Source organism: Paenibacillus sanguinis 2301083 = DSM 16941, assembly GCF_000374825.1.
In the GTDB taxonomy this organism is placed as follows: Bacteria; Bacillota; Bacilli; order Paenibacillales; family Paenibacillaceae; genus Fontibacillus; species Fontibacillus sanguinis.
Genome location: NZ_KB895376.1, coordinates 250820 through 277114 on the forward strand (window position 1 = coordinate 250820; position 26295 = coordinate 277114).

Sequence of the window (26295 nt, forward strand, 5' to 3'; positions counted from 1 at the left end):
GTTCTTTAGTCCATATAGTTCCAGACTCATCATATCATGATTCGAGAGTAATAGATTTGGTTTTCTGTTCCCAATTTACGCCAATCCCAAGCTGCTCGGATACCATACGAAGCGGGACTAAAGTCCTACCATTTACAATTATTGGTGAAACATCTGCTTTATTCACAGCTCCATTCAGCAAAAATTCCTTCTTGCCCACGTTAAGCTCTAGGGTAGTCGCCCCTCGGGTGACCGTAATTTTTTTAGCCTCACTATTCCATACTGCATTGCCCCCAAAAGTATCCATTACGTATTTGATCGGAACATACGTAGTGTTGTTTTGCAATAAAGGCGCTGCCTCTAAAGCTTGCTTTTTGCCATTAACCGTCATCGTTTTCTCACCCAACACCATGACAGCCTTGGCACTCGTCATGCCTGCATCTCCCTCAATAGCCGGTGCTGTGAAGCGCACATTATCAAAGGACACGCTTCCAGTCAATGCTCGCTCATCCTGGCCTTCCTCTACGTTCACGACATACAGCCGTTTGAGCTTGGCCGGGAATTTTATCGTATTTGCTGTCAAGTCGGCGGTCACGGTCTTCCAACCGGTGAAATCCATCGGACGGGCCAGGTCGACATATACGGGCTTGCCGTCGGCATCGGACAGCTCTGCGCGCACCCAGTTCAGACTGGCATCGCCAAGCAAATCCACCGTTAATGCTGTAGCATTGTTCGGAATCGCTCTACCGCTTCCCCCGTTAAACTCGGCATAAGCAAACTTGCTGCCACTTCCCCCGGTCAGATCATAATCAAGCTTAAGCACTTGGGAATTGGCACGCTCTCCGCTGCCTGGCACAATCGTGGCCGATCCGGTCACGCTCGCTGGAAGCCCAGTAAAGAAAATCGGATAGCTGATATTCTCAAAGCTTTCCCAGATCGTCTCCAAGGAAGCTGCAAGTACCACCGGTGTACCGGTAAATCCGTCATAAGAAGGCGTTGCATAAGCAAACTTCGCCCCATCATTAATGGACTGTACAGTCAACACTCCATTTTTTACACTAGCCTTCATGCCGCTAAAGGTCCATTTTACAGATTCAGAAGGTACTTCAATCGCAGCTCCATTTTTGATTTTCGCCGTGACGGCAACCGTTACACTAGCTCCTGCCTCCAAGGGGGCAAAGGTTGTACCCGGCGTTAAGCTCGCCAGATCGGAGCCGCCCAGCACCTTCACATCCTTACTGGCGTTAGCTTCTCCGCTGGATGCCGTTATTTTGGCCGTCCCCGCCTTCACGCCCTTAAATCCTCCATCAGTCCAAACTACATTGCCATTGCTGGCCTTCCATGAAGCCTGGATATTTCCTGTATCCATCGGATTATAGTAGGTATCATAGCCTTTCAAGGAGTAAGGAACCGTTTGTCCAATCAGCAGCGTGGATGCGCCACTTACCTTAAGCCCCTTCACCGCCCCTTGCGGGGCCGTACTGAATACACCCAAGCCATTGGCAACTGCCCGTTGCCCTGCTGAGCCATTGGAGGTGGTAAATGTTAGCTGGGCATCCGTTTCAGCAAGCGGCCGCGTCACCATCGTGGTAGAGCCGCCTCCGTCCAGATTCAGACCCTTCCAGACACCAATGCCTGTCATGAAGCCTTGCAATTCTTTCAACGTCATCCCGCTGCTATTGCTATTCTTCTCGGCGGTAATGATATAAGCTTTCTTCCCATCCTTGGAATAACCGACAGCGGTGCGAGCTACCGCGCTTCCCCCGCTAATAGATGTGGTAGAACGAGTAAATGCGGAAGCCTTGCCCTGATCCACCAGCAAGGTATGTCCGCCAATCATCACTTTCAGGTCGGCCGGATGGATGATTTGTCCACCAGTTTGGGAGTGCAGCTCATAACTAGCATCCACTCGCGCGCCTACTGTAAGGTGTGAAGCCACATATTCCGCAGCAGCCCCATGGGCGCGCAATATATAGCCATCCTGCGGCACAGGTCCTGGGATAGCAGACTGCAAGGATATCTGCGTGATAACGCCGTCCTGCACCAGCACTTCTGTCGGCGTCGTTGAACTGTCTGCCGGCCGCGCCTCCGCCTTCCACGCACTGGTATAAAGGTACATTTTCCCTGCATGGCTATAGGTCTTTTCAGGTTCTATCATATACGATTCCTGGTTAATTCCGCTAAGAGGAAAAGTGCTTCCATCTTCAGCGATTACGGTACCGTTAAAGCTGAACCGGTCAATCATCGGCGTTCTGTCATTACTCACTACAAAGGCATACATTCCTTGCAATTGAGCGGGGCTGGTGATCATCGTTCCTTGGGATACGGCTCCTCCCATAGGAACCCCCTGTCCCCGGGTGGCAAAAAAGTCGCCATTCACGCCAGCTACGGCTCCGTTTTCTTTGGCCATGTTCTCTACCGTTTGTCTGGTCGTTACTTGCCCCCCTTTGCCCGTCATCACATCCAGTTCAACATAGGGGTTAGTCAAGTCCACTTCAATCACGTTGGCCAGCACCTTCACCGACTTGCCAGAGCGTTTGACTGTATATTCGTATTTGACGAGCTTGGCTCCAGAGGTAAGCATTTCTTCCCCGCGCTTCGCTATTTGGCTGGCAGCAGCATCCGCCGTAAGCGCACTCCCCCCCAATGGACCAAGTCCAATGACAGGTTGAATCCATATTAATCCCGCCAGCGTAATCAATGCCAGCTTCTTGCCATGGCTCACGGCCAAGCGGGTGAATTTCGAGTTAGGACGGGCAGCTTCTGATTTGACGACTACTCTTGCAGTTTTCTCTTGTTTGACTACCATTTTAAATAACGACTCTCCCATCTGTTTAAACAAAATCTGTGCCGGATCAGGACTACCTCCCGCCTCCGAGCTAATTAGTACTCTATTTATAGACTGTATTTAGCCAGAAAAGTTACGAAAAAAAACAAGATTGTTAAAGAAATCTAGCAAATAGGCAATTGAATTCATTAGATCAAGAAATCTATGAATAGCATCATGAATTATCCACAATAACTCTGATTTTGTGGATAAACACTGTGGATATTGTGGGTAAATACATATGTTTTTATATTTATCCATCTATTGCTTGTGGATTTTGTGAATTCGGTGGATAACCTGTGCATAAGAAAAACATCTATTGATGTACTCTCTTTGAAGCCAGACCACGTTAAGCGGTAGTTTTTCTTGTGATTATAGAATTGTTCAGCTACGCTGAAAACCTATAAATTCTATAATCTTAAAAAAAATCCCGATTCAGGGTATTCCCCCGCATCAGGATTTTTCCTTTTCAAGCTATCCTTCTTGCCCCGCTATTTTCCTGAATGAAATAAAGCGAGAGTAAAGCAGCCCGATCAGTAAAGCGACCAAACCGATTACTGCCGTAGCAATACAACTGTTCAATATATAAGGCGTTGATAAGCCTTTTAACATAATTGAACGCAACGCTTCGAGATAATAAGTTAGCGGCAATACATGAGCGATACCCTGTAGCAAATCAGGCATCCCTTCAAGTGGCCAGGAATGTCCTGACAAGGAGAAGGAGGGTAAGGCCACTAACATGGAAACCTGCAATGCAATAATTTTATTAGGAGCTATCAGGCTGATCACATAGCCAATAGCAGCTACAGTAAAGGAAAAAATGATCGCTATCAATAGCAGGGACCACGCTGAGCCACGGAATGATAACTCAAATACAGAAGTAAGGATGAGCGTAACAACGAAAATATTAGCTATGCTTATCAAGAAATACGGGAACATTTTGACGAAGGCGATTTTCCAGGGATTTCTCTTCCATACTGCAAACCGCCCCCAGGTCTTATCTTCCTTCTCACGCGCAACTGCCATTCCCACAGCCATAAAAACTACCTGCTGTAAAGTAGTGCCTGCCATCCCCGTAACCAGAAAATCCTCATAATCAAAGGTTGAATTGTATAGCGCTCGGGAGCTAAAAGGAATGTTCGACAAAGCGGCTCCCACTTGTACATCATTCATTCCTTGCTGCTGCATTCGCTTGGATGAGGCCCCATAGCTGTAAGTAGCTACAACCTCATTGGCTCCCTTAAGCACGGAATTTGTAATCATTAAGTTCGTTCCATCTACAAAAGTAATGATCGGTGTAGCTGTACCGCGCTTTAGCAGCGACTCCAGATTCCTTGGTATAACAGCACCGGCTCTTGCTTCCCCCTTGTCGATTGCTGCCTTCAGGGCTTCTGCTGAGCGAACCTCACCAACAATTTTTATCGATTGATGTACATCCAGCGCTTGAATAATTTCCTGGCTCAACTGACTCTGATCTTCATCATAAATCAGCATAGGGATATCTGTTAACGTACGATGACTATAAAGAGACGCGAAAAAAAAAGTATAAAATATAGGACCAATTAGAAGAATCGTGAAAATAACCCGATCACGGAAAATCTTTTTCCATTCATCAGCTAACGCATATCGGACAGTGAGCTCCTCATTCACTGGCTTCACCCGCTTTGTCGGCTTGCATCGCTCCACTGTCCTTCCCGTACCATTCCAATGTCATTCCGGTCGGGGTATCGTTCGGCAAATCTATCAATTCTACCTTGATTCCAAAGGAGCGAATATCTACATCCCCTCCATTTTGTGTTGCTTTTTGCGAAGCGAAGGTCGCTGCCTGAGCTAGCGTAATTACTTTAGCCTTATACATTGTGCCGTCAGCAACGAGCTTGACCTGAACCGTATCCCCTTTTTTCAATCCGGATATTTCTGTCTCTGGCAAATAAAATTTAGCAGTTCTTGCCGAATCCGTTTGTTGGATGGTAAATACCGGGAAACCCGAACCTACTATTTCCCCAAGTTCAGCAGACTGAGATAAAACAACACCATCGACTGCCGCATACAGCTTGGTATATCCTAAATACGTAGTCGCTTCCTCCAATGCTGCCGCAGCCTGATATTGACCGGACTTAGCGGTGCGTTGGGTCGCCTCTGCCTGCTCAACAAGGGCGCCTGCCGCCTGAACGTCCTGATGCTTGATTTCTACCTGCGCTTGATTCGCTTCTGCCAAGGCCAATGCAGCTTTAGCTTGCTCCAATTGCGCTACTGCCGCATCAATTTCCTCCTGACGCGCACCCTTCTTAGCCATATCATGCTGCTCGACTGCCGCGTCATAGGTCGCTTTAGCCTGTATAGAGGTAGCTTTAACTTTATCCAGATCAGCCTGACTCACTATACCTTCATTAAAAAGCTCTGTAGTACGGGTCAAAGCCTTCGTGGCGATATCATAAGCCTCTTTAGCCGCTTGCATTTGAATTTCCAATTGTTTTAATTCCTGTTGTCTGACCCCTGTTTTCAAACTATCTACCTTGGCTTGCGCCGCTTTGACCACCGCTCTGGCCTGTTCAACCTGATGATTGATGGTTTCGGCCGTCAACGACGCTGCCTCCTGGCCCTGCTGCTCCTTTACCTTGGCTGCAGTAACAGAAGCAGCAGCTTGCTCGATCTGCCCTTCAGTAACGGCGAGGGCTGCTTCCGCCTGAGCTACCTTGGCCTTGACTTCATCACTTTCTATCCTGGCCAGGACCTGGCCCTTTGTAACCTCGTCCCCCTCTTCCACCAGCATCTCAATAATTCGGCCCCCAACCTTGAAGCTGGCACTTAATTGATCGGCTTCAATGGTTGCTGTCGGACGGCTGGCCTTCTCACTGCCTGAAGTAATCCGGTTTGAGTTTAGAATCCAGATTCCACTTACAATAAGCAAGGCAATAGCTACATAAACCAGAACTTTCGGTTCTACAAATTTCTTAAGCTTATTCATCTCTCATCACTCCCTAGAAAACTTATGAATCATTTTTTAGTTTTATTTGTTGCTGATTGTTTTGTGGAAAGACCAGCGGCCAGAAAAATACTCATAAAGTCCTTAATCTGGTCTCTCGATAATGGTTCATAATGGCTGTTCCATTCCAGAGTCAAGGCTACGTAAAGCTTGAGCATCACAAACGAAACTACCTTGGGATCCAGCGAACTAATCTCCCCACGCTGCCCGGCGTTCACAAGCTGCCGTTCAAGATAGTCAAGAATGGCCTGTTCAACCTTCTCTAATCCTTCCCGAGCCTGGGGTGTTCCAAAGCTACGCACCTCCTGAAAGAGCTTGGCAAGCATCTCATGCTTCCTCCGAAATTCCAGCAAAGCATCCATGCTTTGATAAAGATTTTCAAAAAAGCTACGTTCCTCAACAATCGTTTCTTCCGTCACAGACTTCATATCTGCAATAATTGACCACAATATTACATTAAACAGCTCTTCCTTGTTGGCAAAGAATGTGTAAATCGTCCCTTTCGCTACGTTTGCAATTTTCGCAACCTGATCCATGGTTGTTGCCTTATACCCAAACAAAGAAAATGAACGCTCAGCTGCTTGAATAATCATTTCACGGCGATTTATTTCACTTGTCATGGTAAGCCTCCTTAATCGCTGCATTGAACTGAATGACTAATATTTATTTTTGGTCATTTAGTCATTAAGTAAAATACCACCTTTTGCGCAAGTTTGCAAGTATATTTTTGGGCTGTGTGTTAAAGTACTGAATGTTAACACAAAAAAACCTCCAAGGTCGTGCCACATCATAAAGATATGGTCACGTACGCTTGAAGGTATTTGGGTAGCTTTAACTATGAAAGAGCTGCTTGCGTTCTTAAATTTTCGGCTTTATCGATTCTTTCCCAAGGTAAATCCAGGTCTGTTCGACCAAAATGCCCGTAGGCTGCTGTTTGACGATAAATAGGACGCCGGAGATCCAGCATCTCAATAATACCTGCCGGACGCAAATCGAAGTTCTTGCGGATTAACTCTACCATTTTCGCTTCCGGAATTTTGCCTGTACCGTATGTATCTACGTTTATAGATACCGGATTGGCTACACCAATCGCATAAGCAAGTTGAATTTCCAATTTATCTGCCAGACCGGCAGCCACAAGATTTTTGGAGACATAACGGGCTGCATAAGCCGCCGAACGGTCCACTTTGGTCGGATCCTTCCCGGAGAAAGCCCCACCGCCATGACGCGCATAACCACCATAAGTATCTACAATAATTTTACGCCCGGTAAGCCCGGCATCTCCTTGTGGTCCACCAATGACAAAGCGGCCTGTAGGATTAATAAAATATTTCGTATTTTCATCCAGAAGCTCAGCAGGAACTACCGAAGAAATAACCTGCTCTTGAACATCCTTGTGTATCTGTTCGAGAGGAATATCTTCAGCATGCTGGGTGGATACTACAATTGTATCTACCCGTGACGGTTTTCCGTCAACATATTCTACTGTCACCTGTGTCTTTCCATCAGGACGAAGGTAGTCAAGTATTCCACTCTTGCGAACCTCAGCCAGTCTGCGAGCAATTCGGTGGGACAGAGCAATCGGCAATGGCATATACTCCGGTGTTTCATTTGTAGCAAAGCCGAACATCAAGCCCTGATCGCCAGCACCAATATTATTCGTATCCTCATCCTTTGAGGAAATTTCGCGATTTTCCAATGCAACGTTAACGCCTCTGGCAATATCGGCAGATTGCTCATTTAATGAAGTCAAAACGGCGCACGTATCTGAATCGAAACCAAATTTGGCGCGAGTATAACCTATTTCTTTAAGCGTTTTGCGTACAATTGCAGGAATATCAACATATTCCGATCTAGTGCTGATTTCGCCAATCACCAATACAAGCCCAGTAGCTACCGATACTTCACAAGCAACCCGGGCATAAGGGTCGTTTGCCAAAAATGCATCCAGCACTGCGTCAGATATCTGATCGCAAATTTTATCCGGGTGCCCTTCGGTAACGGACTCGGAAGTAAACAAGTGCCGCCCTTGAATAGACATGAATCCAGCCTCCCTAAGATAACATGACGGTTATCTTGTATATCCAAATAATTTCAAAAACCAACCCTTTTCCCTTACAGCCTAGGAAAAGGGTTGGTAGACATTCCTTATTTGCCATGATATCGCATTACCTTACTCATGTCAAAGATTAGGGCAAAAGAAATGATTGCTGGGCCTGGGCAATCAGGCGCTTGGAAATTTCACCACCGATTGAGCCATTCTCTCGTGATGTAAGATAACCCATACTCCCGGAAGAGTACTGAGCCGTGTCTGGAGCATACATTCCCAGTTCATTCCCGAACTCCGCATCACCTGTTCCCAGGGGGGTACTACCTCCAAGGTGTATACCCAACTCTGAGGCAATTTCCAGCTTCCACCGAGTCAACACAGCATGGCTTTCCGGAACAAGCTTGGTCCTACGCTTTGCTGTCATCCTTCACGCACCTCCACAATGTTTGTCCACATTTATAGAGTGCGCAAGAGCGGAAAATCAATGCTAAAGAGTTATTGTCTGTGCAGGGAAAAAAAGACTTCATTTACTTGAGTGAATAAGCCCCTCGTACCAATACCGTCAGGCTATATTCGTTGCCAGGTTGAACCTGAAGTCCTCGCCCTTCTCTGGGAAAGGAGAGCAAATGGTTTTTGGATACTACCCATCCGTTAGGAATATCAATACCATCTGTCAGATCCGTAACCCCATCGACATCCTTGCTATAGACTACAGCAAGGCCTGCGCGAACAACAAATTCTGTTCCAGCATCTGCAATCAGTTTTTGCCCCGGCTTAACCGTCACCACTTCTACCGGAGCAGCCACCGCTGGAGGAGTTCTGTCATTATCCTTGGGCAATGGAGCAGGAGACGGAGACGGGGTAGGGGACGGAATATTCTCGCCTCTTAATGCCTGCTGAATCGCCTTATCTACATAGCTTTTTGTTACCACAGGATCCTCACTTGTGCCTGGTTGCGTTGCGGCACTAGCTCCTCCTGTAGTCAAATTCAACAATGCTCCGCTCCACAAGCTAATGCCTACTACGACAACCGGAAGTACAATATTCCATATCTTTTTCATTCCCGTCCTCCTTGACTCAAATCTCCCAGGCACAAATCCTGTTATTCATCCGAATCTGTATCATCCGAATCCGCATCATCCGTGGAATCAGAATAGTAGAGTGATCTGCTACCCAGTTTAACCTTGTGATTTTCAAACAGATCATAAATGGTCAAATCGAAATCATCATCTTCGGTCAAATCTTCCAACAGGGCACGGTCAAGACTGAAGCTCATTCGTCCGCCATCCATGACCTGAAGGTCAACCCCAGGAACAAATTCCTTGTTAAACACCCATCCGTTGGAATCTTTGATTTCAAACAAATATTTATGCTTGGTCTCACCGAGATCGTAGCCCGTCTCATGACTAAGATCATAGGTGAAGCTCACCAGGCCGGACAAATCAACGTCGACCTTTCTTACAGATAGCTCATAAGGCGATAGTGGCAAATCCCGCAAGGAGCGTTTCACTCTCGGTTTTACAATATCCAATTCCATGGCTACCCCATTGACGTAGCCCGCAGCCTCGCCTTTAACTGGTGTTAATTTGTTATCAGTAATGCCTTCCCCGATAATTAGCTTGACATAACTTGTTGACACAGGTTCCCTTACTTTTGCCCAGAACGTAACAATATTCTTTTCTCCCGGTCCGATCTGACTGTCCGTTTGGCTTACTGATGCCTTATATGTTCGACCATTCGAGGTTTGGAAGGCACCCACGAATTGGGAAAGATCCATGGAGTACTCTTCAAGATTTTCAACCATGACCTCGGCATAAAGCAAATCGCTTGATACGCTGCTGTAGATGCGGGAATTCAATACACTAATCTCTTGCTTGCGTCCTAGCGTATCGAATGTAAACGAAGCCCCCCATGGAATATCGGTTATTTCTGGAATATTGCCTGTATTACCAAATCGTACCCAGTCTGTGCTGTTCTCTCCTAACTTCTCACGGAGCACAACTTGAAGCTGGTTGAAATTCAGATAACCCGGAGCCCTCGCAACTACATATATATCTGTAGACATGCCCGCCCCGATCAGCCGATCAGGCTGCGTGAGCACCAGCTTCGTTTCTTCCGTTAGTTCGGCAGAGTCCATCTGTAGAACCCCGCTTAAATCCGGTAATTGCAGTGTCTTTGCATTGGGGTTATCGATAGTAATTTTGGCATTTATCATTTGGCCATCGCCCCATGGCAGCTTCTGCACGGAAGATAAAGTAACCCCCAAAGCTCCATTTTTCGTCTGAATTTGTTGCCTTGTTCCTATCATATTCTCTACCGGGTGTAGCTCAGGCAACGCAAAGATAGCTACCGGGTAAGTCAAGTTCTCCTTATTCTCCTCCGAGAGTGGCAGGTTCATAAATAGACGTGGGTTAACCGTGCTGATATTCTTGGGTATGGTTACCGATAGAGTGATGTATTTATCTTCCTGCGGCTGGAGGGTCAACTTCTCAAGTGCCGGAAGATTCACAGGCAGACGATAGCCATCCGAAGTATGCAACTCAAACTGGTATTCAGGCAAGTCCACTACGGTTGCTCCCGTATTGCGCAAAGCAACACGCACAGATAATAAATGTTCTCCATCGTTCTGAGTGATCGTTACCTGACCAACCTGTGCAGCTAATTTCCCGTTTTTCACCTGCAACAAGGTTTCAGAGCCAGGTTGTATGGCTTTCCATTGACTAGCTTCATTTGGCAACTGCATGGTAGCAATCGGCAGGCTCTGTTTGGCAGTCTCATCTTCAATGGCGATCTGTAATCCCATACCTGATAGCTTGACTGCTTTCGGAATTTGAGCTGTCAAATGAAGTATTTTCTTGTCATTAGGCTGGATTTTGTACTCCACGCTTCCGGGATCTAATGTTAGCGGGTAGCTCAATCCCGTAGCTGTACGAATAACAAACTTAAAGTCGGGAGCCTCAAACAATCTGTAGCCCTGATTGGATAAAGCTAGCTTCAGGCTGACATAATTGTAATCACCGGAGGCATAAGTTGTCACTCCCTCTACCTGAGCCTTTATACGAGCATCGGTAATGGGCAATGTTTTTGACTGGTTTGAAGGGGTGGACATCAAATAGCCTGCGGGTACCTTGAATTGCCCTTTGAGTGCCTCATAACCTGGCTGGCTAAAATCCCATTTAATGACTTGAAAAATTAAATGCTGAGGTTGAATATGCTTGGCTACCCGAGTGGTGAACGTTAACGTGGTGGAAGACCCGGCCGCTACCTTCTTCTTCTCCTTGTCCTGGCTAATCAATGATGTACTATATATAGTCCCGCTTACCGTTTTAACCTTAGACCAATAGTCAATCAAATCAATGGCCTTATTATCATTATTCTGAACCAATAATGTATAGGTCAGAACATTCTCATGGTCAAGAGTCAAAATGTTTACATCTGTCAGTCGCACTACACTTTTGGCGGTGATTTTTACTGGAGGCAAATTGGCTAATGTATGTACCGTGCCTTGGCTTGCCGCTGTCTTCAGCTTGGCTGCCCCAGGGATACCCGCAGCCGTTGCGTGTGATGATAGGGGGGTCAATACCGATGCTGTCAAGATAGCAGCCGCTGTAACCAATGAAATTTTACTCAATACTTCTCCTCCCTCATTGCTGTGATATCATTACATGTTCATTTCATATAAACGCTTCATCTTATATAAAAGTTGCGCAAAAAAACAGGGCCAAATCTTTTGACCCCGCCCTACACATATTATTTTCACAATGAATTTATCTTGCTGCTACCAGCCATGGTTTGGAATAAGCCAACTTTGCATTATCCAGGCCGGTAACAATGGTTATTATCTGTTGATTTAATGTTTCTAATTGCAGTTGTGCTTCAAACACTTCATATTCTGTTGCCATACCTAACTCATAACGCTTCTGCACAACATTCAAGGCCTCATTGGCACTACCAATGGATGCCTGAAGCTGGCTATATTGTGTCTCCAGTTTCTTGATTTGATCATAGGTTTGTCGAACTGCATCCTCAAGCTGCTTCTTGGCATCTGCAACACTCAATTTTTTCAATTGGACATCGATCTTCACGTTATCATAAGAATTGACGGTCTGCCCCACGAATGTAAAATAATCAAGATTAAGTTCCGCCTGCTGGACGCCACGCTCTGCCATCCAAACAGTAGGACTATCCTTTTGTATTCTCCCTACATGAGCATCGACGTCATCCTCAAATTCCTTAAATTCAGGGACATCTACAATCTCGTACTTCTGATCCGGCTTATAACCAATTAAAGCGTTCAAATCCCGGTAGGACTCGCTCAAATTTTTATCTGCAACGTCCCTTGCTGCCTTGCTTTGTTCAACGGCATTTTGTGCTTGAGTAACCTCATATTCGCTAGCCATCTGATTAGACAATTTGGTCTGAGCAATCCGCAGCTTCCATTCTGCGTCCTGTAAGCTCAGATCTGCCAAACGTTTGGCTTCAATAGCGTTAATAATGGAATTGAGTCCACTTCTTACCTGATAGGCTAATCCTTCCTTAGTAACTTCTAATTGCTTTTTGGAGACAAGATACTTGATTTGGGATTGACTGTAATTATTCCAGGCAGAGTTGGCATCCGGGTTGCCACCCTGGTTAGAAGCGGGAATATAGTCAATGTTATCTGCTGCATCCTCTAAATTGTTGTCCTGAATTTTGAGAGCCTTCTCTTGGGATTTAATATCATTGCTATGAGAAATGGCAAGTGCAACGGCATCTTCATAAGAAAGCGGCTCTGTATTTGTCTCCAATGGCAGCTCCTTGCTGGCATCAGGAGCTGGAGCCAGCGGATCAGTATGACCTGATTCTTCTGCCTTGGCAGCTGAATCAACCCGAACAGTTAATGTAGCGGGCTCCCAGCTTACCTGGGCTCCAAACGCTTCCCCTACAAAACGAAGCGGAACATAAACAGAACCCTGAATCAGCTTGGCAGGAACCTGCAATGTCATCTTCTGCCCATTCTTGTAAGCAACCGTCTGGTTGACTCTCAGTTCAATCGTATCGTTCCCTTTGGCTGCGGTAATTAACCCGGTGGCTTGATCATAGTCCACTCGAGCACCCATGGATTGAAACAGAGCCCGCATAGGAACCAGAGTAACATTATTGCTTTGTACGGGCTTCTGCTCAAAGGTGCGGGGTACGCCATCAAGAACTACACTGATATCATTTGCAGCATTAGCGGAGGCCCCCCCGGCTATAGCAGAAGATAGAAGTAATGTGGAAAGTAAACCCGAGCTGAATCGTTTCATCTCATATGCTCCTTCTCCTTTATTTTTAAAAAACCAGATAATAAGATGTATAAAAATCGATGCTTGATACAATACTATGAAAAAAAGGGTTCCAAGAGGAACCCCTTTTTCAATACCAACCCACAAAGATTAGTTGTTTACTTTAACTGTCTTTGTAGCTTCATCATAGCTGATGTTTGCTCCCAAAGCTTGAGCTACCCAGCTAACTGGCAGGACAGTACGATCACTCTTAGTGGATGCTTTAACATCCATGTGAATAACAGCACCGTTGATGATCAATTGGTTAGTATTCAGTTTGATTTGTACGACGCGGTCGCCTTTCAGCAAAGTAACCGTCGAAGTTGCTTTATCAAACTTGATGTTTTGTTTGGATACACCTACAGCTTCAGCTACATAACGAACTGGCAAGAATGTACGGCCATTTTCGATATAAGGAGCAATATCAGCAGTGTAAGTAGCACCATTTACAGTATAGCTAGTGCTTCCAATAGTGAATACCGATTCAGTAGTTTGATCTGTTGGCGCAGGAGTGGATACCTTGGCTACAGATACCTTAGCTACAGCATCATTATCTTCCCAATCGGAGTATTTTTGAGTTTCAGATACAGCATCGCCTCTAACAGACAATTCGATTGGTCCTTCTGGAACAGTACGGTCTACAATAATGCTCACATCGGAAACAGAAATTGTACTAGCCGTATCGCTCTCAGCATCAACATTGAATGATACTACTTTATCATTGCTGGATCTCTTCACGTTCGAGATATCCAGATCTCCACCCGAAACTTTCACTGTTGGTGTTTTTGCAAATTTAACTCCATCTGGCAGTTCAAGACGAACTTCCTTGTCATCAACCAAAGCGCCAGCGGCTCCTTCTTTAATGGTGAAATCACCAGCTTTTTGCTCTCTGGCACCGATAACTACTTCTGGAGTTGTCTCAACAGATGCAGTAACAGGAGCAACCACTTTACCTACTACCAGTTCACCTTCGATACCTGCGGATCCACCAAAGGCAAGTTTCAAGTCACCTGTAAAGTCAGGGGCCAAAGCTACTTCCAGATCTTCAAAATCCAGGGTAGCCGCATCGGTATCATTTGTACGTTCTGCTTTAAACTTGGCTGTACGGTTATTAGTACCTGTATATCCTGCAAATTTCAAAGTTACGCCTTCGTCTTTAATAGTTCCTGTAAGGTCAGCAGGATCGTCTTTCTTCTCATCATGCTCATATTCTGGCTGCCATCTTGCACCTTCAGGCAAGGTGATTTCCAGGTAACGTCCATTCGCACCAGTTACGATACTTTCACCAATAGTTTCTGTCAAATGGAATTCAGCAATTTCTTGCTCATCTCGGCCAGCAATCAGAGTAGGCGCATCTTCAGCCGTCAGTGTTGAACCATATTCACCGTAAGTACCGATTTTGCCTTCTGTAATGTTGGTAGTCGTGTCGCCACTTACACGGGCGATAATTTCGCCTTCTTTTACTTTGCTTGAATCCTCAACAATAAAGTTGAAAGGAATTTCAATTTTGGTTGGAGTTTTTGTTTGACCAAGCTTCTTGCGATCATCTGCATCCTTTTTAACTTTAATGATCAATTCTTCTTTTTTGTCTGGATCTGGCTTAACGTCAAGCCATTCAGCTTTAAAGTTACCAATGATAGTTTCTATCTTTTTATTCTCTCTCAAGTCATCCCATTCATATCCCTTAGGAAGCTTGATTTTTATTTCAGTGCTTTCGTTGAGTGCACCGGCAAATGGCTCTTCCAAGATAAGATTTGGAGTAAATACTTCATTGGAGGTATCCAAGCTGCCAAAAGACAAATTCATACTGTTGTTCTCGTCGTTCACTTTAGCAACGATCGCCTCACCAGCAGGGAATGGGCTGGAAGAAGGAGCGCTAAATCTTACTTTAGCTTCACCATTTTCACCTTCTTCTACATACAGAGCACCAAGTGTCAATGTGAAGACAGCAGGATCCTTTGTAAGAGTTACAGGTTTGCCGATATATTCCACAATGATCCGGTCAGTTTTGGACTGTTCAGTAATTTTGAAGTCCCCGTTGTCAATAACTTCGACATCACCTTCATTACTCAGTTCCAGTTTGTTCTTTGCATCAGGGAATTTTTCCAAATCAAATGCAACAAAATCAGCTCCTGCAATGCTGTAAGTTGTAGATGTAACTGATTCTTTTTCAGCCAAGTCAAAAGGCAACTCAATTTCAAGTGTATCGCCTGCTTCAAGGCTAGCAAATTTAGGGATTTCAAAAACTACGTTCCCCACACGTTCATTCGCATCTTTAGCAGAAATTGTTGGTGTAGTAAGGGCCTTAATAGTTCCGGTACCAGCTGCTTCAACAACTGTTGGAACACTCAGTGCCGTAATTGGTGCAGCTACCCCAGCAATCAAAGTTGCTGTAGCAAGCACGTTAATAATCTTTTTATTAAACTTTGTTGTCATAACCTTTTTTTCTCCTCCTTGAATATCATTAACTTTAGTATTATTTTTTTTGTCTCGAGTTATGTTACTCATCAGTCATTACACCTCCTTTCCGAGTAAAGTCCAACCCTTTATAATGATATCTGTGACAATATCACAGAAGCTTGAAACCAGGATAATGATAGAAAATAGAAATCTCACAACTACTCCAGTATTATACAATGCTATTGTGAGAAGGTAAAGATTTTTTTATCGCATTTTGTCACTCGAAGCGATTAGTAATGACAATATTGTCACTAGCAACTTCATGCTCACAAGGTTAGACGTTACAGGTTTTAAAAAGTTGCGATATTTGAAAAAATTTTTTTCCCTGTAGTCAACATTATATCTTCAAATGAAACCCGCCGTCACCAAGTAATTATTCCCTATATTTTTTCAAATCAGGGGTATTTTAGGGGTTTAAGGACGAAGCGCTCTTTCATCTTAGATGAAAGGACGCTTCGTTACATATTATTGGTTAACAACAGATATCTTCGAGCCATCGCTTAGCATGCTGATTCCCTTCACAATGATACTTTGGCCTTCAGCCAGACCTTTCGTTACCTCTACTTTGGTGGAGCTCTCCGACCCAGTTTCGATAGCAACTCTCTTGGCTTTATCTCCATCTACCGTGTATACATACTTCACGCCAGCACTTTCGGTTACGGCCTCCTGAGGAATCAGCAGCCCTTGCTCGTTCCCGGATTGAATATACACATTAGCCATCATACCTGCTCTAAGGGTACTGTCCGGGTTATCTACAGAAATTTCGACAGGATACGCCTTCAGGCTCTGATCCATGACAGACCCCAAGGCTGTAATCTTGGCATCGATCTTCTTGTTTAATGAAGGAACTTCAACTGAGACGGAAGATCCCACCTTGACATCCATCATTTCAGACTCGGCCAGATTCACCTTTACCAGAATCGGACTGGTATTGGCAATAGTTACAACAGGAGCTTGCGGTCCAACCAACAGGCCGGTTGTTCCACTTACTGCCGACACGGTTCCTGAAATAGGGGCCACAACTTTGGTCTTGGATAACTGACTCTGAGCCGTCTCCAAGGCTACACGCGCCTGATTAATGCTGGCTTTGGCTACTTGCACTCCAGAGGAACGCCGCGCCAATTCCAACGATTTTTTGGCATTTTCATAACTTGTCTGCGCACTCTTCAAAGCCGTTTGCGCATCTTTATACGATAGATTGGCATTTTCTAAAGCACTTTGCGCCTGCTTCGCCGCTGTTTGGGCCTGCTCAAGCTGGGATTGGGAGACAACCCCGGCCGCAAACAATTCCTGTGTTCGTCTCAAATTGCTTTGGGCATCTCGATTAGCATTTTCTGCATCAGCGATCCCCACCTGCACCTGTTGAATAGCATTTTGCCTTTGTATAAGAGCACTGTGGGCCTGATCAACTCCAGACTCTGCTTGCTGAATGGATTGCTGAGAACCATCCTCAGCTTGCTTAAGGCTGGCAACGGCCATATTATATGACTCTTTCGCCTGCTTGATGCTATCCAAAATGTTTTGCTGATCTAATGTGAACAAGACATCTCCCTGATTAACAGCTTGCCCGATCTTCAAATCGATGCTCTTGATAACACCGCTAACCTCAGGGGACACTTGCACCGTCTTGTTGGGAGCCAATGTCCCTACAATACCGGCTTCCGCTTCAATACTCCCCTTCTCGACCACACCCAATTCGACAGAAACCGCTTGTTCTTCGGCTACAGTCGCTGGATTTTGCCCTCCCGAGCAACCCGCTATCGCAATGGATAACGTGAGCATTAATAACATAGTCATACTTTTCTTCATGGTTGTTCCCCACCTCACTATTCTAGTCATATTCTTTAAGCTTGAATACTCTCTTGCTCCAGCTTCATCTGAGCATTGGTTCCTTTTTGTTGTTGCTTCTTCATCTTCCGGTCTTTTCGTTTTGCGATTATATTATCGAACACAATATAAACGACAGGAACCAGGAATAACGTAATTAATGCCGAGAAGCTAAGACCAAACACAACGACAACAGCCATAGGCGCCATCGTGGCATTTGAAACGTCATGTGAGAAAGCCATTGGGAACAACGAAAGTACTGTTGCTAGCGTAGTCATCAGAATCGGACGTATCCGTTCAGTAGCCGCGAGCAATACCGCCTGTTCTCCTCCCATCCCTTCTTGGCGAAGTTGAATGACAAAGTCAATCATCACAATGGCATTGTTAACAACAAGGCCGACGAGCATGATATAGCCGATCAAGGCAATAATACTCAAGCTTGAGCCCGTGACAACCAGCCCAACAATTACACCTATGAGACTCGTTGGAATAGAGAACATAATGACGAATGGGGTAAACAAAGATTCAAATTGTCCGGCCATAACCATATAGATCAGGGCTACTGATAATAAGATAGCAATCCCCAAACTCATGAACGATTCCATCATTTGTTCTTGCTCGCCGCCGCCAGTATCCACTGAATAGCCATCCGGCAGATGCAACTTATCGAGCATCGCTGCTATTTTACTATTAACAGAGACCAAGTCGTTTCCTTCAATATCGGCCGTAATTGATACCTGACGAGCTTGATTCTTACGAGTAATTGTATCAGGTACTTCCTTAAGCTCTAACTTGGCCACCGACATCAGAGGAACATCAAGACCTTGGGCTGTTGCAATCCGCAGTGACTCAAGATAAGAATAATCCTGCTGATATTGTTTTGGAAACGCAACTTCTACATCAATTTGATCATCACCAGTCCGATAGCTTGTAGCTACCGTCCCCTCGAATGAAGTACGAACTGCTGACAAGACTTGTGGAGTTGATAAACCGTACCTTGCAGCCATTTTAGTATCTACCGATAACGTGTATTCTTCACGCACCGCATCCAGCGAGCTGGCTGCGTTAACTGTCCCCTCCACCTTCTTCACTTCTGAGACAATTTGATTCGAAAGTTCTCTCAAAACTTCCATATCGTCGCCCGTAAGGTTAATCTGCACTGCAGAACCTGTAGAGAGGGAGGCAGCACCGGAGACTGTAATTTCCGCATCCGGGATATTATCAACCTTTTGTCGTACTTCAGAGGCAACTTCACCGGTCGAACGTTTGCGTTCATCCACCAATGTTGCCGTCAGTGTGGCTTCATTTGTTGCTTGCCCACTGCCGTACCCCCCACCTGAACCGATCGTTGCGGTGACGTTCTCCAATTCAGGGATGTCCAATAGGGTTTGTTCAATCTTGCTTACAGCTTGCTCCGTGTCCTCCAGCTTCGCCCCTTTTGGCATCTCGATAGCTACTGTCATTTGTCCTTCATCCATTTCAGGAATGAATTCAAATTTCACGAGAGGCAACAAGGCTGCCGAGCCTATAAACAGAAGCACTGTACCTATCAAGACCATCTTTTTATGACCCAGACTCCACTTCAAGGATTTTCCGTAGGCTGTCTTGACTTTTTCAAAGAATATATTGAACCATACAATCGGATTCTTCCCCTTATATGTACCAGAGGTATATACCGACTCATCAGGTAGCTTGGGCAAGAAGCGAGAGCTTAGCATCGGTACAATCATCAAGGACACTACCAAAGCAGCAATGTGGGAGAATATGACCGTTAATGCCAACGGCTTGAATATCTCGCCCGCCATGCCTTCAACGAAGACGATTGGGAGGAAAACCACGATCTGAGCAAGCGCGGATGCCATGACGGCATTACCTACCTGCTTGGATCCCTCTAACGCGCCCTGCATCATGCTCTTGCCTTCGTGTCGGTGTCTGAAGATATTTTCGATAATAACGACCGAGAAATCGACGAAAGAACCTAATCCCAGCAACAAGCCACCAAGCGAAATAATATTGATGGTCTGACCGGAAAAGTACATCATCATGAAGGTAGCAACAAATGAAATCGGGATAACAATTGCTGCAATAATCGTTGATCTTGTACTATTCAGGAATAATAGAAGAATAACCGCAGCAATAATAAGACCTATAACTGCGTGCTCAAGCAGCAAACTTACTGAATCGCTAACCGGTTCGGAAGCATCTGTCACCATTTCCAGCTTGGTTCCTTCCGGCAAGTCATCAGCAATAGACTTCAAGCTGTCTTTGACGGCTCTTGCAATTTGCAGTGTATTCCCACCTGAAGCCTTTGTAACAGATATATTAATACTAGGAGTTCCATTAAAAGTGGAAATCGTGGTTACATCAGATAAAGAATCTTCTACAGTAGCTATATCTTTTAACCGAATGGTCGACGTTCCTATATTAATTGGAGTTTCAGCAATTTCGGATACTGCTTGATACTCCCCTTGGACACGAATTTGAATTTCACTATTTCCCTTAGTGACTGAACCACCCGACCCCGAAATATTATTAGCAGCCAGCGCTTGACTAATCTGATCCAAGGATATGCCATACTGGCCAAAGCTTGCAGGATCTATAGTAACTCGAATCAACCGTTCCTGCCCGCCTGTAATGCTAACAGATGCCACACCAGGAATTCTTTCCAGTTGCGGTTGAATAATATCCTCGGCAATAGGCTGCAACTTGTTGACATCTTGCTCTCCAGTGAAAGCAAGGTTAATGATTGGCATCGAATTTATGTCCATCTTCAGAACCTGAGGTGAATTAGCCGAATCCGGCAGCACTCCCCTAACTCTGTCCAAGCTGTCCCGCATATCTAGTGTGGCCTGATCCAGATCAACGCCATAATTAAACATCACCATGACCAGAGACGAACCGGCTCCCGATTGAGATTGGATGGTATCCACATTTTGAATCGAAGCCAAGCCACTTTCAATCGGCTTGGTCACCAGCTCTTCAACTTCCGAAGGTGTAGCGCCAGGCACGCTTGTGGCAACCATCGCTACTGGGAACTCCATTTCTGGCATCTGCTCGACAGGAAGCCGCGTTGCAAAAATAACGCCACCGACGATTAATGTAACAATCAACATGAATACCGTCACGGGACGTTTAATTGAAAAATGAGACATCTCTTCACTCCCCTCCAATATTTCTATTTTGTATTTTTATAGACTTAGTTTACTACGTTCCATCTCATACAGGGTTTCAACAATTTATTGCAGACTTTATCCAGTTCATTTACCTTGCTCCCCCCAATTTATAAGTATATTAATTATTATGCATCCCTCGAATAGCCATAGTCAAATTTCCCCGTATTGACGTGCATTCTAGAATAAAGGGCAGATGAATTTCCGCCCTCCTAATTAAACCGTACGTGAGGTTTCCGTTTTACGATAGTGCATTCCAAGAAAAACAAATCTTTCTTTTCCGTTCTTAGCCTCACGATACAGTTTCCCGGCTCAATCTGAAATCGATACTTGAACAGGCATTTATAAAGTCGGGGGCGGACTTGGTATATCAACAAAAAAAGCACCTCTCCAATCATTCACAGAGAGGTGCTTTGCACAAATTACATCTTTTTACATAGCAGGAAGCTTCTTAGTTGAAGCCATTACTCTTCCAACGATAACAGCGGCATCACCGCGTAGCGTGAAAGAGGTTGGATTAAAATTATAGCCTTTTTTAGGATCGCTAGGGTCGATAGGCGAGCCACTAATAAAGCCTTTTTGAGCAATAGCAAGCACTGAAGGAGCAGCATAATAATCAATGTCTGCGTAATCCTTGAAATATTTGGCCAATCCTTTATTCACTGTCTCCCGCTTGGTTTGCAGCTTCAAATTAAGAGCCTTAGCCATGACTACCGCTGCATCTTGACGGGTAATGTTGCTGTCTGGATCAAACACCCGTGGCTGAATACCTTTGATAATACCTGCCCGCGCCGCAGTTTCCACATAACGGAAATCCCATAGATTATTAGTATAACTTCTGGAAACATCATCAAACGACAGTCTTCCCAAGTAATTCAACGGAAGCTGCTGAGCCTTAACAATCATCTGAGTAAACTCAGCACGTTTAATATTGATATCCGGTTTAAACCCTACGGATGGATCTTCCGGATTCATTATCCCTTTAGCATACAGGGTTTCCAAATAGTCACGGGCATAAGGATGACTAATAATGTCCGTGTACGTTTCTCCCAGCTTGGCGACAACATAATAACCAAATTGATCAAACGGAACTTCAATCGTATTTTTCTTTGCATTGACAACTCCGCCAATATTCTCCCATGTTCCTGATTCTGGATTAAAATGCAGAACTGTGATCAGTTTCCCCGCATCATCAGTAACACTCGAATCATATGTCAGAGTCAGTTCCCCTCTCTTGGAAGGAATCAGTTCATCCTCAGGCGAACGGTTATAGAAGCTCTTCACCCGAGAAGTGCTAGATAACTGATAAGGTCCTACCCCTTTGGTCACAGGGTCATAGACATCAGTCTTCAAATCGTCCGCGATACCTGCATCAATCCAGAACACAGGACTGACTTTGCCAAAGCGATCCGGGAATTCGCCAACAAAATATTGCTCACCAGTTTTGAACAAGTTATTACGATCATCCAAGTCATTGAATCTATCAACAGCACCATCTTCTCCGTTGGCTATTCCGAACAGGAAGTCATGCTTGGTATACACCTGATCCTTATATCTCTCCGGTGCATAATAATCATGGCGCAGCAAGCTTGTATTCGTCGGGAATGTCAATTGAAGACTACCTTCAAATACCTTATGAGACTTCTTCATTGTCTCCATCACTTGAGCACCTGGAATGTTGGCCGGAACATAAGTTACCCTTATTTCCTCTTTCAACTTCTGATCGCCAATCGCGACCTCGATTGAAATCTTGGTTTCCTTATTTGGCTTCAAGCCTTTAACAATGTAGCTAAAAACGGAATGGTAATCAATATCTCCATCATAATCAGCATCAAAATCTATTCTTTCAGCCGTCTCGCCATCAATAGTCACACTATCCGCATTAGGCGAGTCTACAATAACTTCCACAAAATTTTGATTCAATTTCATATTGTTCGTAACCGGACGTACAATATTCAGAGAAGATGTGGAATATCTCACTTCCATACGGTAAGTAGCCCCACTACTCCCCTCACCGTTGTACAAAGTGAAATTATAAATCAAAGCCGTGCCATCCTGCGGGACAGACTGATTGAACAAGACAAAGCTGAAGTCTTCCTCTTTTGGATGATAGTATACAGCCAGATCATCAATCGTACTTCCTGAATTAAATACAGTTCTCGCATTATCATCGCCATAGAAAGTATCATCCAAAGACCATTCTGTCGTTTTCCCGTCAGAAGCTTCAATTTTCAGCTTATAACCACTCTTGCCGCTAACCTTGTCCAATACATCTTGAACATTATTCATTCTGCTGCCTAAGTCAATGAAATCAAACGTACCAAAAATATTCATTTTCGGTTTGGTTGTTGTGTACGAGCCATTTCCTCCAACAAAATTCGGATCCGCTTTAGTGATCTTCACATCGTTGTAGCTATCTCGTGGGCTCTCCCCATCATAAGTGAACGGAACAATCCCAATCGAGCCTTCCACTGGAATCAATGCGATACTGGAAGTCGTTATATTGACCTTAATTTCTCTTACATAAGAATCCGAACCGGATTGATAAACAAACCGAATGGTATTAGCCCCAACAACTAGAGCATCCGCCGCAGCATTCTCACCTCCCGCTGTAACCCGGAAAGAAGACACCTCTCCATCAGCTTCTAATGCCACTAGTTCATTATTAATATACAAAGATACAGTCCGATCAGCACCCGTATATTTAATATCTGACTTATTGCTGATATTGAATAACTGCCCTTTAAAATGATCGACAGCATCTAATTTTTGCTCTCTAGTTTCGCCAGGCTCATTTGTATCGATTTTAATTTGCTGCCCGTCATAAACACTGTTGAACGTTGCATAAGGCCCGTACAACATTTTAACATTCAGAGCTCGCGAATCAAATACGGTGCCAGAACCGTCTACCAATTCAAGCGGAATTGTACTGGTAGCGCTTGGAAGCGAATCTAGTGAGACGACAATCCGTTTCACTGAGGTCTGCACTCCGTTAATCATTCTCGTTGTATACTGATAGCTTGCATTTGAAGGAACAATCTCTTTCAATTGAATGGCACTATCCGACGTTCTAATGGTTAGCTTATTGGCATCTGTCGCTGTTTCCTTAGAAACAACGATAACCTCTATCCCGGCAGGCACAGAATGGATATCAGTCGTTCTATCCTCCATCGAACTTCCGGTCAGGTTATAAGCTTCATTGCTGCCAGTACTACTGTTATAGCCTTGCAAATAGTTCACTTCATGAATATATGATTTTCCCTTGTCTCGCAAACGAAAGAAAAAGTCCTCCGACCCGCTAAGACCGTCCACTTTCAAATTCAGATTGATTTTTGTATCAAAAGCGGCGCCAGAATTAAATGGGATTACAAAAGGCACTTTTACATAACTGTTCGTTTTCTCTGAAAAATCACTGCTCGGAACTACAATGCTAGTTGGAGTAAGCGCAGGACTGCTGGATATCTGGAGTGTCACGTTATCCGGCGCTGTTTCGGCAAATGGGACCAGCACGGTTCCGTGCATCTCGATATTATTCGTATCCACCACACTGAAATCAGGCGATGTGGTGAGATCAGCCGAGATCGTATTATCATCCGTATCCTTCAGATAAGTATCGTAAAAGGTCAATTCCCCATTATAAAATGTAACCTGCCGCGTCGTCGTGACGGACTGATCGTTATTGGAAGCCGTAATGGTAAGTATATTATTTCCTTTGTTAACTCTAACAGTACCTGCTGTAAATCTGTAATCATTTGAACTGGATACATTAAAAGTCCATGACTTCCCGTTAGTATCAATCGTCACCTTGTTAGCATTTTTAGCAAAACCGCTGATCACAATTTGAGTATCGGAATCACCTTCTTGAACTGCAGAAGCAAATAGTACCGCCGGCTTCCCTTCAGATAACGGCACAGTATCACCGTTTAATCTAGCGGACAGATCAGACAAGGTTGGCCCATTGCGATATTCAATATAGATCGTGTCTGATACGGAAGAGGAGCCCTTTTTGCCTTGGATAACAATTTTATTCAGACCAGAAAACAGCTTAACATTCAGAATTTTCAATTCTGATCCGCTAGGGTAGATATTTCCCGTCTGTCCAACGTTCGAACTCACCTCATCACCGTTTTTGGACAACTGATATACGCTGTATGAAATGGTGTCCTTATTCACATTATTAAAAGAGCCCGTTAGATCGACTCGATCGGTATTAACAACACGCGCATCATTGATTGCATACCTTTCATTCGGAAAAATAAAGTACGTTCCTGAAGCTGCATCTGCTGTTCCAGGCCAAGCTGTCGGCACCACTGTAATCAATAGTGCAACAATCATTAACATGGAAAGTATTTTTTTCAACTTTTTGTCCTCCTCTTTAATTCGTTTTCCTCACAAACTACTTATAGAGTATATCGGATCAAGTAATTTAATTTTTTATAGTTCCATAAAAATAACCTTTGCTCGCCAAAGCTTTAGCAAAGGTTACGGGAATCGTTACTTCATTTAATATCGCTAAATTGTTGCGCTTTACGCCGTTTACTTGATACTACCACGCCCGGTTTCTTCCTTTACCCGCAGGCGCGCCAGAAAATCGAGCAACGGCCGCTTCGTTTTGCCGATGAGCCCAATAACCTCGGCTCCGATCTGCAAAAAAAACACCATGACACAGATGACGACAAAGGTAACCCAATTGGCGTTGTACATCGCAGCCGAGGACTGAATGATGGCCAACACACCAAAGAAAGCGGCTATACCGTAAATAATCAGTACCGTCTGACGGTGGCTAAAGCCAAGCTCGCGCAAGCAATGATGAAGATGTCCCTTATCAGGCGAGAAGATGGGCTTCTTCTGCATAAAGCGGCGTACAATGGCGAACATCGTATCTGACAACGGAACACCAATCAAAATAAGTGGCGTCAGGAACGATACAATGGCAACCTGCTTAAAGCCGAGCAACGACAAAAGCGATAAGCTGAAGCCCAGGAACAACGCCCCGGAGTCGCCCATAAATATTTTCGCAGGATGGAAGTTAAAAAACAAAAATCCGATAATGCTGCCGAGCAGCAACAGACATATTAAAGCAACCACGATATTGCCCATCAGGAAAGCCATTACAGCAATCGTAGCAATGGCAATAGCCGAAACCCCGGCAGCAAGACCATCCAAGCCATCGATCAGGTTAATGGCATTGGTGACGCCAACGATCCAGATAATCGTGAACGGAATGGCGATCCACGCTTCGACTGCACCATAGGTATGGAACGGAATATTAGCGAATTCCAGACGAATGTCGAAGACAAATACAACGATGCAAGCAGTGGCGATCTGAACCAGAAACTTCAGCTTTGCCGGTAAATCGAAGCGATCATCCAGCGCTCCCAGCAATATTGTTAATGTGCCTCCCACCAGAAAGGCCCTAATAAAGTTTACTTCGCGTACCGTGAAGATATCCGGAAGAATCGGAAGCAGCAAGAAAAGCGTAATGACAAAGGATAAGAAGATTCCTAAACCACCGAGTCTTGGCATGATTCGCGTATGCACTTTGCGCGCATTGGGAACATCCACAGCGCCGAACTTGATAGCAAATTTCTTAACGAGCGGCGTTAGGCCCAAAGCCAAGCCAAGAGAAACAATAAACCCGATGATATAAATCATCAACATGCATTTCGACCTCCAATTGTTCTGCCGGAATG

The 26295-nt window shown here is 44.8% G+C and carries 14 protein-coding genes; all 14 read right to left on the reverse strand.

The features are described 5' to 3' along the window. Positions 1-34: 34 nt before the first annotated feature. Positions 35-2788 carry a stalk domain-containing protein gene (locus C557_RS0101250; protein ID WP_240472898.1) on the reverse strand — a complete coding sequence of 918 codons (2754 nt, stop codon included), beginning with the start codon at positions 2786-2788 and terminating at the stop codon, positions 35-37. Between the two features lie 492 nt (positions 2789-3280). Next, the gene (locus tag C557_RS22790) at positions 3281-4492 is read right to left on the reverse strand and encodes an ABC transporter permease (RefSeq protein ID WP_083930060.1); all 1212 of its coding nucleotides are present in this window, start codon (positions 4490-4492) and stop codon (positions 3281-3283) included. Then, a complete protein-coding gene (locus tag C557_RS0101260; RefSeq protein WP_018749996.1) occupies positions 4449-5774 on the reverse strand; it encodes an HlyD family secretion protein in 1326 nt (441 codons plus the stop codon). The genes C557_RS22790 and C557_RS0101260 overlap by 44 nt, the downstream gene beginning before the upstream one ends. A 29-nt stretch (positions 5775-5803) precedes the next feature. Then, positions 5804-6412, reverse strand: coding sequence for a TetR/AcrR family transcriptional regulator (locus tag C557_RS0101265; RefSeq protein WP_018749997.1), 609 nt, complete (start codon positions 6410-6412; stop codon positions 5804-5806). 215 nt (positions 6413-6627) lie between these two features. Then, positions 6628-7833 (reverse strand): methionine adenosyltransferase, encoded by a 1206-nt coding sequence (gene metK / locus C557_RS0101270; protein ID WP_018749998.1) that lies wholly within the window; start codon positions 7831-7833, stop codon positions 6628-6630. Between the two features lie 148 nt (positions 7834-7981). Next, positions 7982-8266 carry an alpha/beta-type small acid-soluble spore protein gene (locus C557_RS0101275; protein WP_018749999.1) on the reverse strand — a complete coding sequence of 95 codons (285 nt, stop codon included), beginning with the start codon at positions 8264-8266 and terminating at the stop codon, positions 7982-7984. A 103-nt stretch (positions 8267-8369) separates the two neighbouring features. After that, complete coding sequence (locus C557_RS0101280; RefSeq protein WP_018750000.1) at positions 8370-8903, reverse strand: hypothetical protein; 534 nt, start codon at positions 8901-8903, stop codon at positions 8370-8372. Positions 8904-8944: 41 nt separating this feature from the next. Continuing rightward, on the reverse strand, positions 8945-11473 hold the full coding sequence (locus tag C557_RS0101285) for a hypothetical protein (protein ID WP_018750001.1): 2529 nt from the start codon (positions 11471-11473) through the stop codon (positions 8945-8947). Positions 11474-11609: 136 nt separating this feature from the next. Continuing rightward, positions 11610-13127, reverse strand: coding sequence for a stalk domain-containing protein (locus tag C557_RS0101290; protein ID WP_018750002.1), 1518 nt, complete (start codon positions 13125-13127; stop codon positions 11610-11612). Positions 13128-13256: 129 nt separating this feature from the next. Further along, a complete protein-coding gene (locus C557_RS0101295) occupies positions 13257-15653 on the reverse strand; it encodes a copper amine oxidase N-terminal domain-containing protein (RefSeq protein WP_018750003.1) in 2397 nt (798 codons plus the stop codon). Between the two features lie 417 nt (positions 15654-16070). Beyond that, entirely contained in the window at positions 16071-17414 is a 1344-nt protein-coding gene (locus C557_RS0101300) for an efflux RND transporter periplasmic adaptor subunit (protein ID WP_018750004.1), read from the reverse strand. 35 nt (positions 17415-17449) lie between these two features. After that, positions 17450-20584, reverse strand: a complete 3135-nt coding sequence (locus tag C557_RS0101305; RefSeq protein WP_018750005.1) for an efflux RND transporter permease subunit — start codon at positions 20582-20584, stop codon at positions 17450-17452. Positions 20585-21034: 450 nt separating this feature from the next. Beyond that, positions 21035-24961 (reverse strand): S-layer homology domain-containing protein, encoded by a 3927-nt coding sequence (locus C557_RS0101310; protein ID WP_026263231.1) that lies wholly within the window; start codon positions 24959-24961, stop codon positions 21035-21037. A 177-nt stretch (positions 24962-25138) separates the two neighbouring features. Beyond that, the gene (locus C557_RS0101315; protein WP_018750007.1) at positions 25139-26263 is read right to left on the reverse strand and encodes a glycosyltransferase family 4 protein; all 1125 of its coding nucleotides are present in this window, start codon (positions 26261-26263) and stop codon (positions 25139-25141) included. Positions 26264-26295 lie beyond the last annotated feature (32 nt).

Coding starts and splice junctions, on each gene's coding strand:
- C557_RS0101305 (WP_018750005.1), bottom strand. CDS start 20,584: ATGTCTCATTTTTCAATTAAACGTCCCGTGACGGTATTCATGTTGATT.
- C557_RS0101280 (WP_018750000.1), bottom strand. CDS start 8,903: ATGAAAAAGATATGGAATATTGTACTTCCGGTTGTCGTAGTAGGCATT.
- C557_RS0101290 (WP_018750002.1), bottom strand. CDS start 13,127: ATGAAACGATTCAGCTCGGGTTTACTTTCCACATTACTTCTATCTTCT.
- C557_RS0101315 (WP_018750007.1), bottom strand. CDS start 26,263: ATGTTGATGATTTATATCATCGGGTTTATTGTTTCTCTTGGCTTGGCT.
- C557_RS0101250 (WP_240472898.1), bottom strand. CDS start 2,788: ATGGTAGTCAAACAAGAGAAAACTGCAAGAGTAGTCGTCAAATCAGAA.
- C557_RS0101300 (WP_018750004.1), bottom strand. CDS start 17,414: ATGAAGAAAAGTATGACTATGTTATTAATGCTCACGTTATCCATTGCG.
- C557_RS0101260 (WP_018749996.1), bottom strand. CDS start 5,774: ATGAATAAGCTTAAGAAATTTGTAGAACCGAAAGTTCTGGTTTATGTA.
- C557_RS0101275 (WP_018749999.1), bottom strand. CDS start 8,266: ATGACAGCAAAGCGTAGGACCAAGCTTGTTCCGGAAAGCCATGCTGTG.
- C557_RS0101265 (WP_018749997.1), bottom strand. CDS start 6,412: ATGACAAGTGAAATAAATCGCCGTGAAATGATTATTCAAGCAGCTGAG.
- C557_RS0101295 (WP_018750003.1), bottom strand. CDS start 15,653: ATGAGTAACATAACTCGAGACAAAAAAAATAATACTAAAGTTAATGAT.
- metK (WP_018749998.1), bottom strand. CDS start 7,833: ATGTCTATTCAAGGGCGGCACTTGTTTACTTCCGAGTCCGTTACCGAA.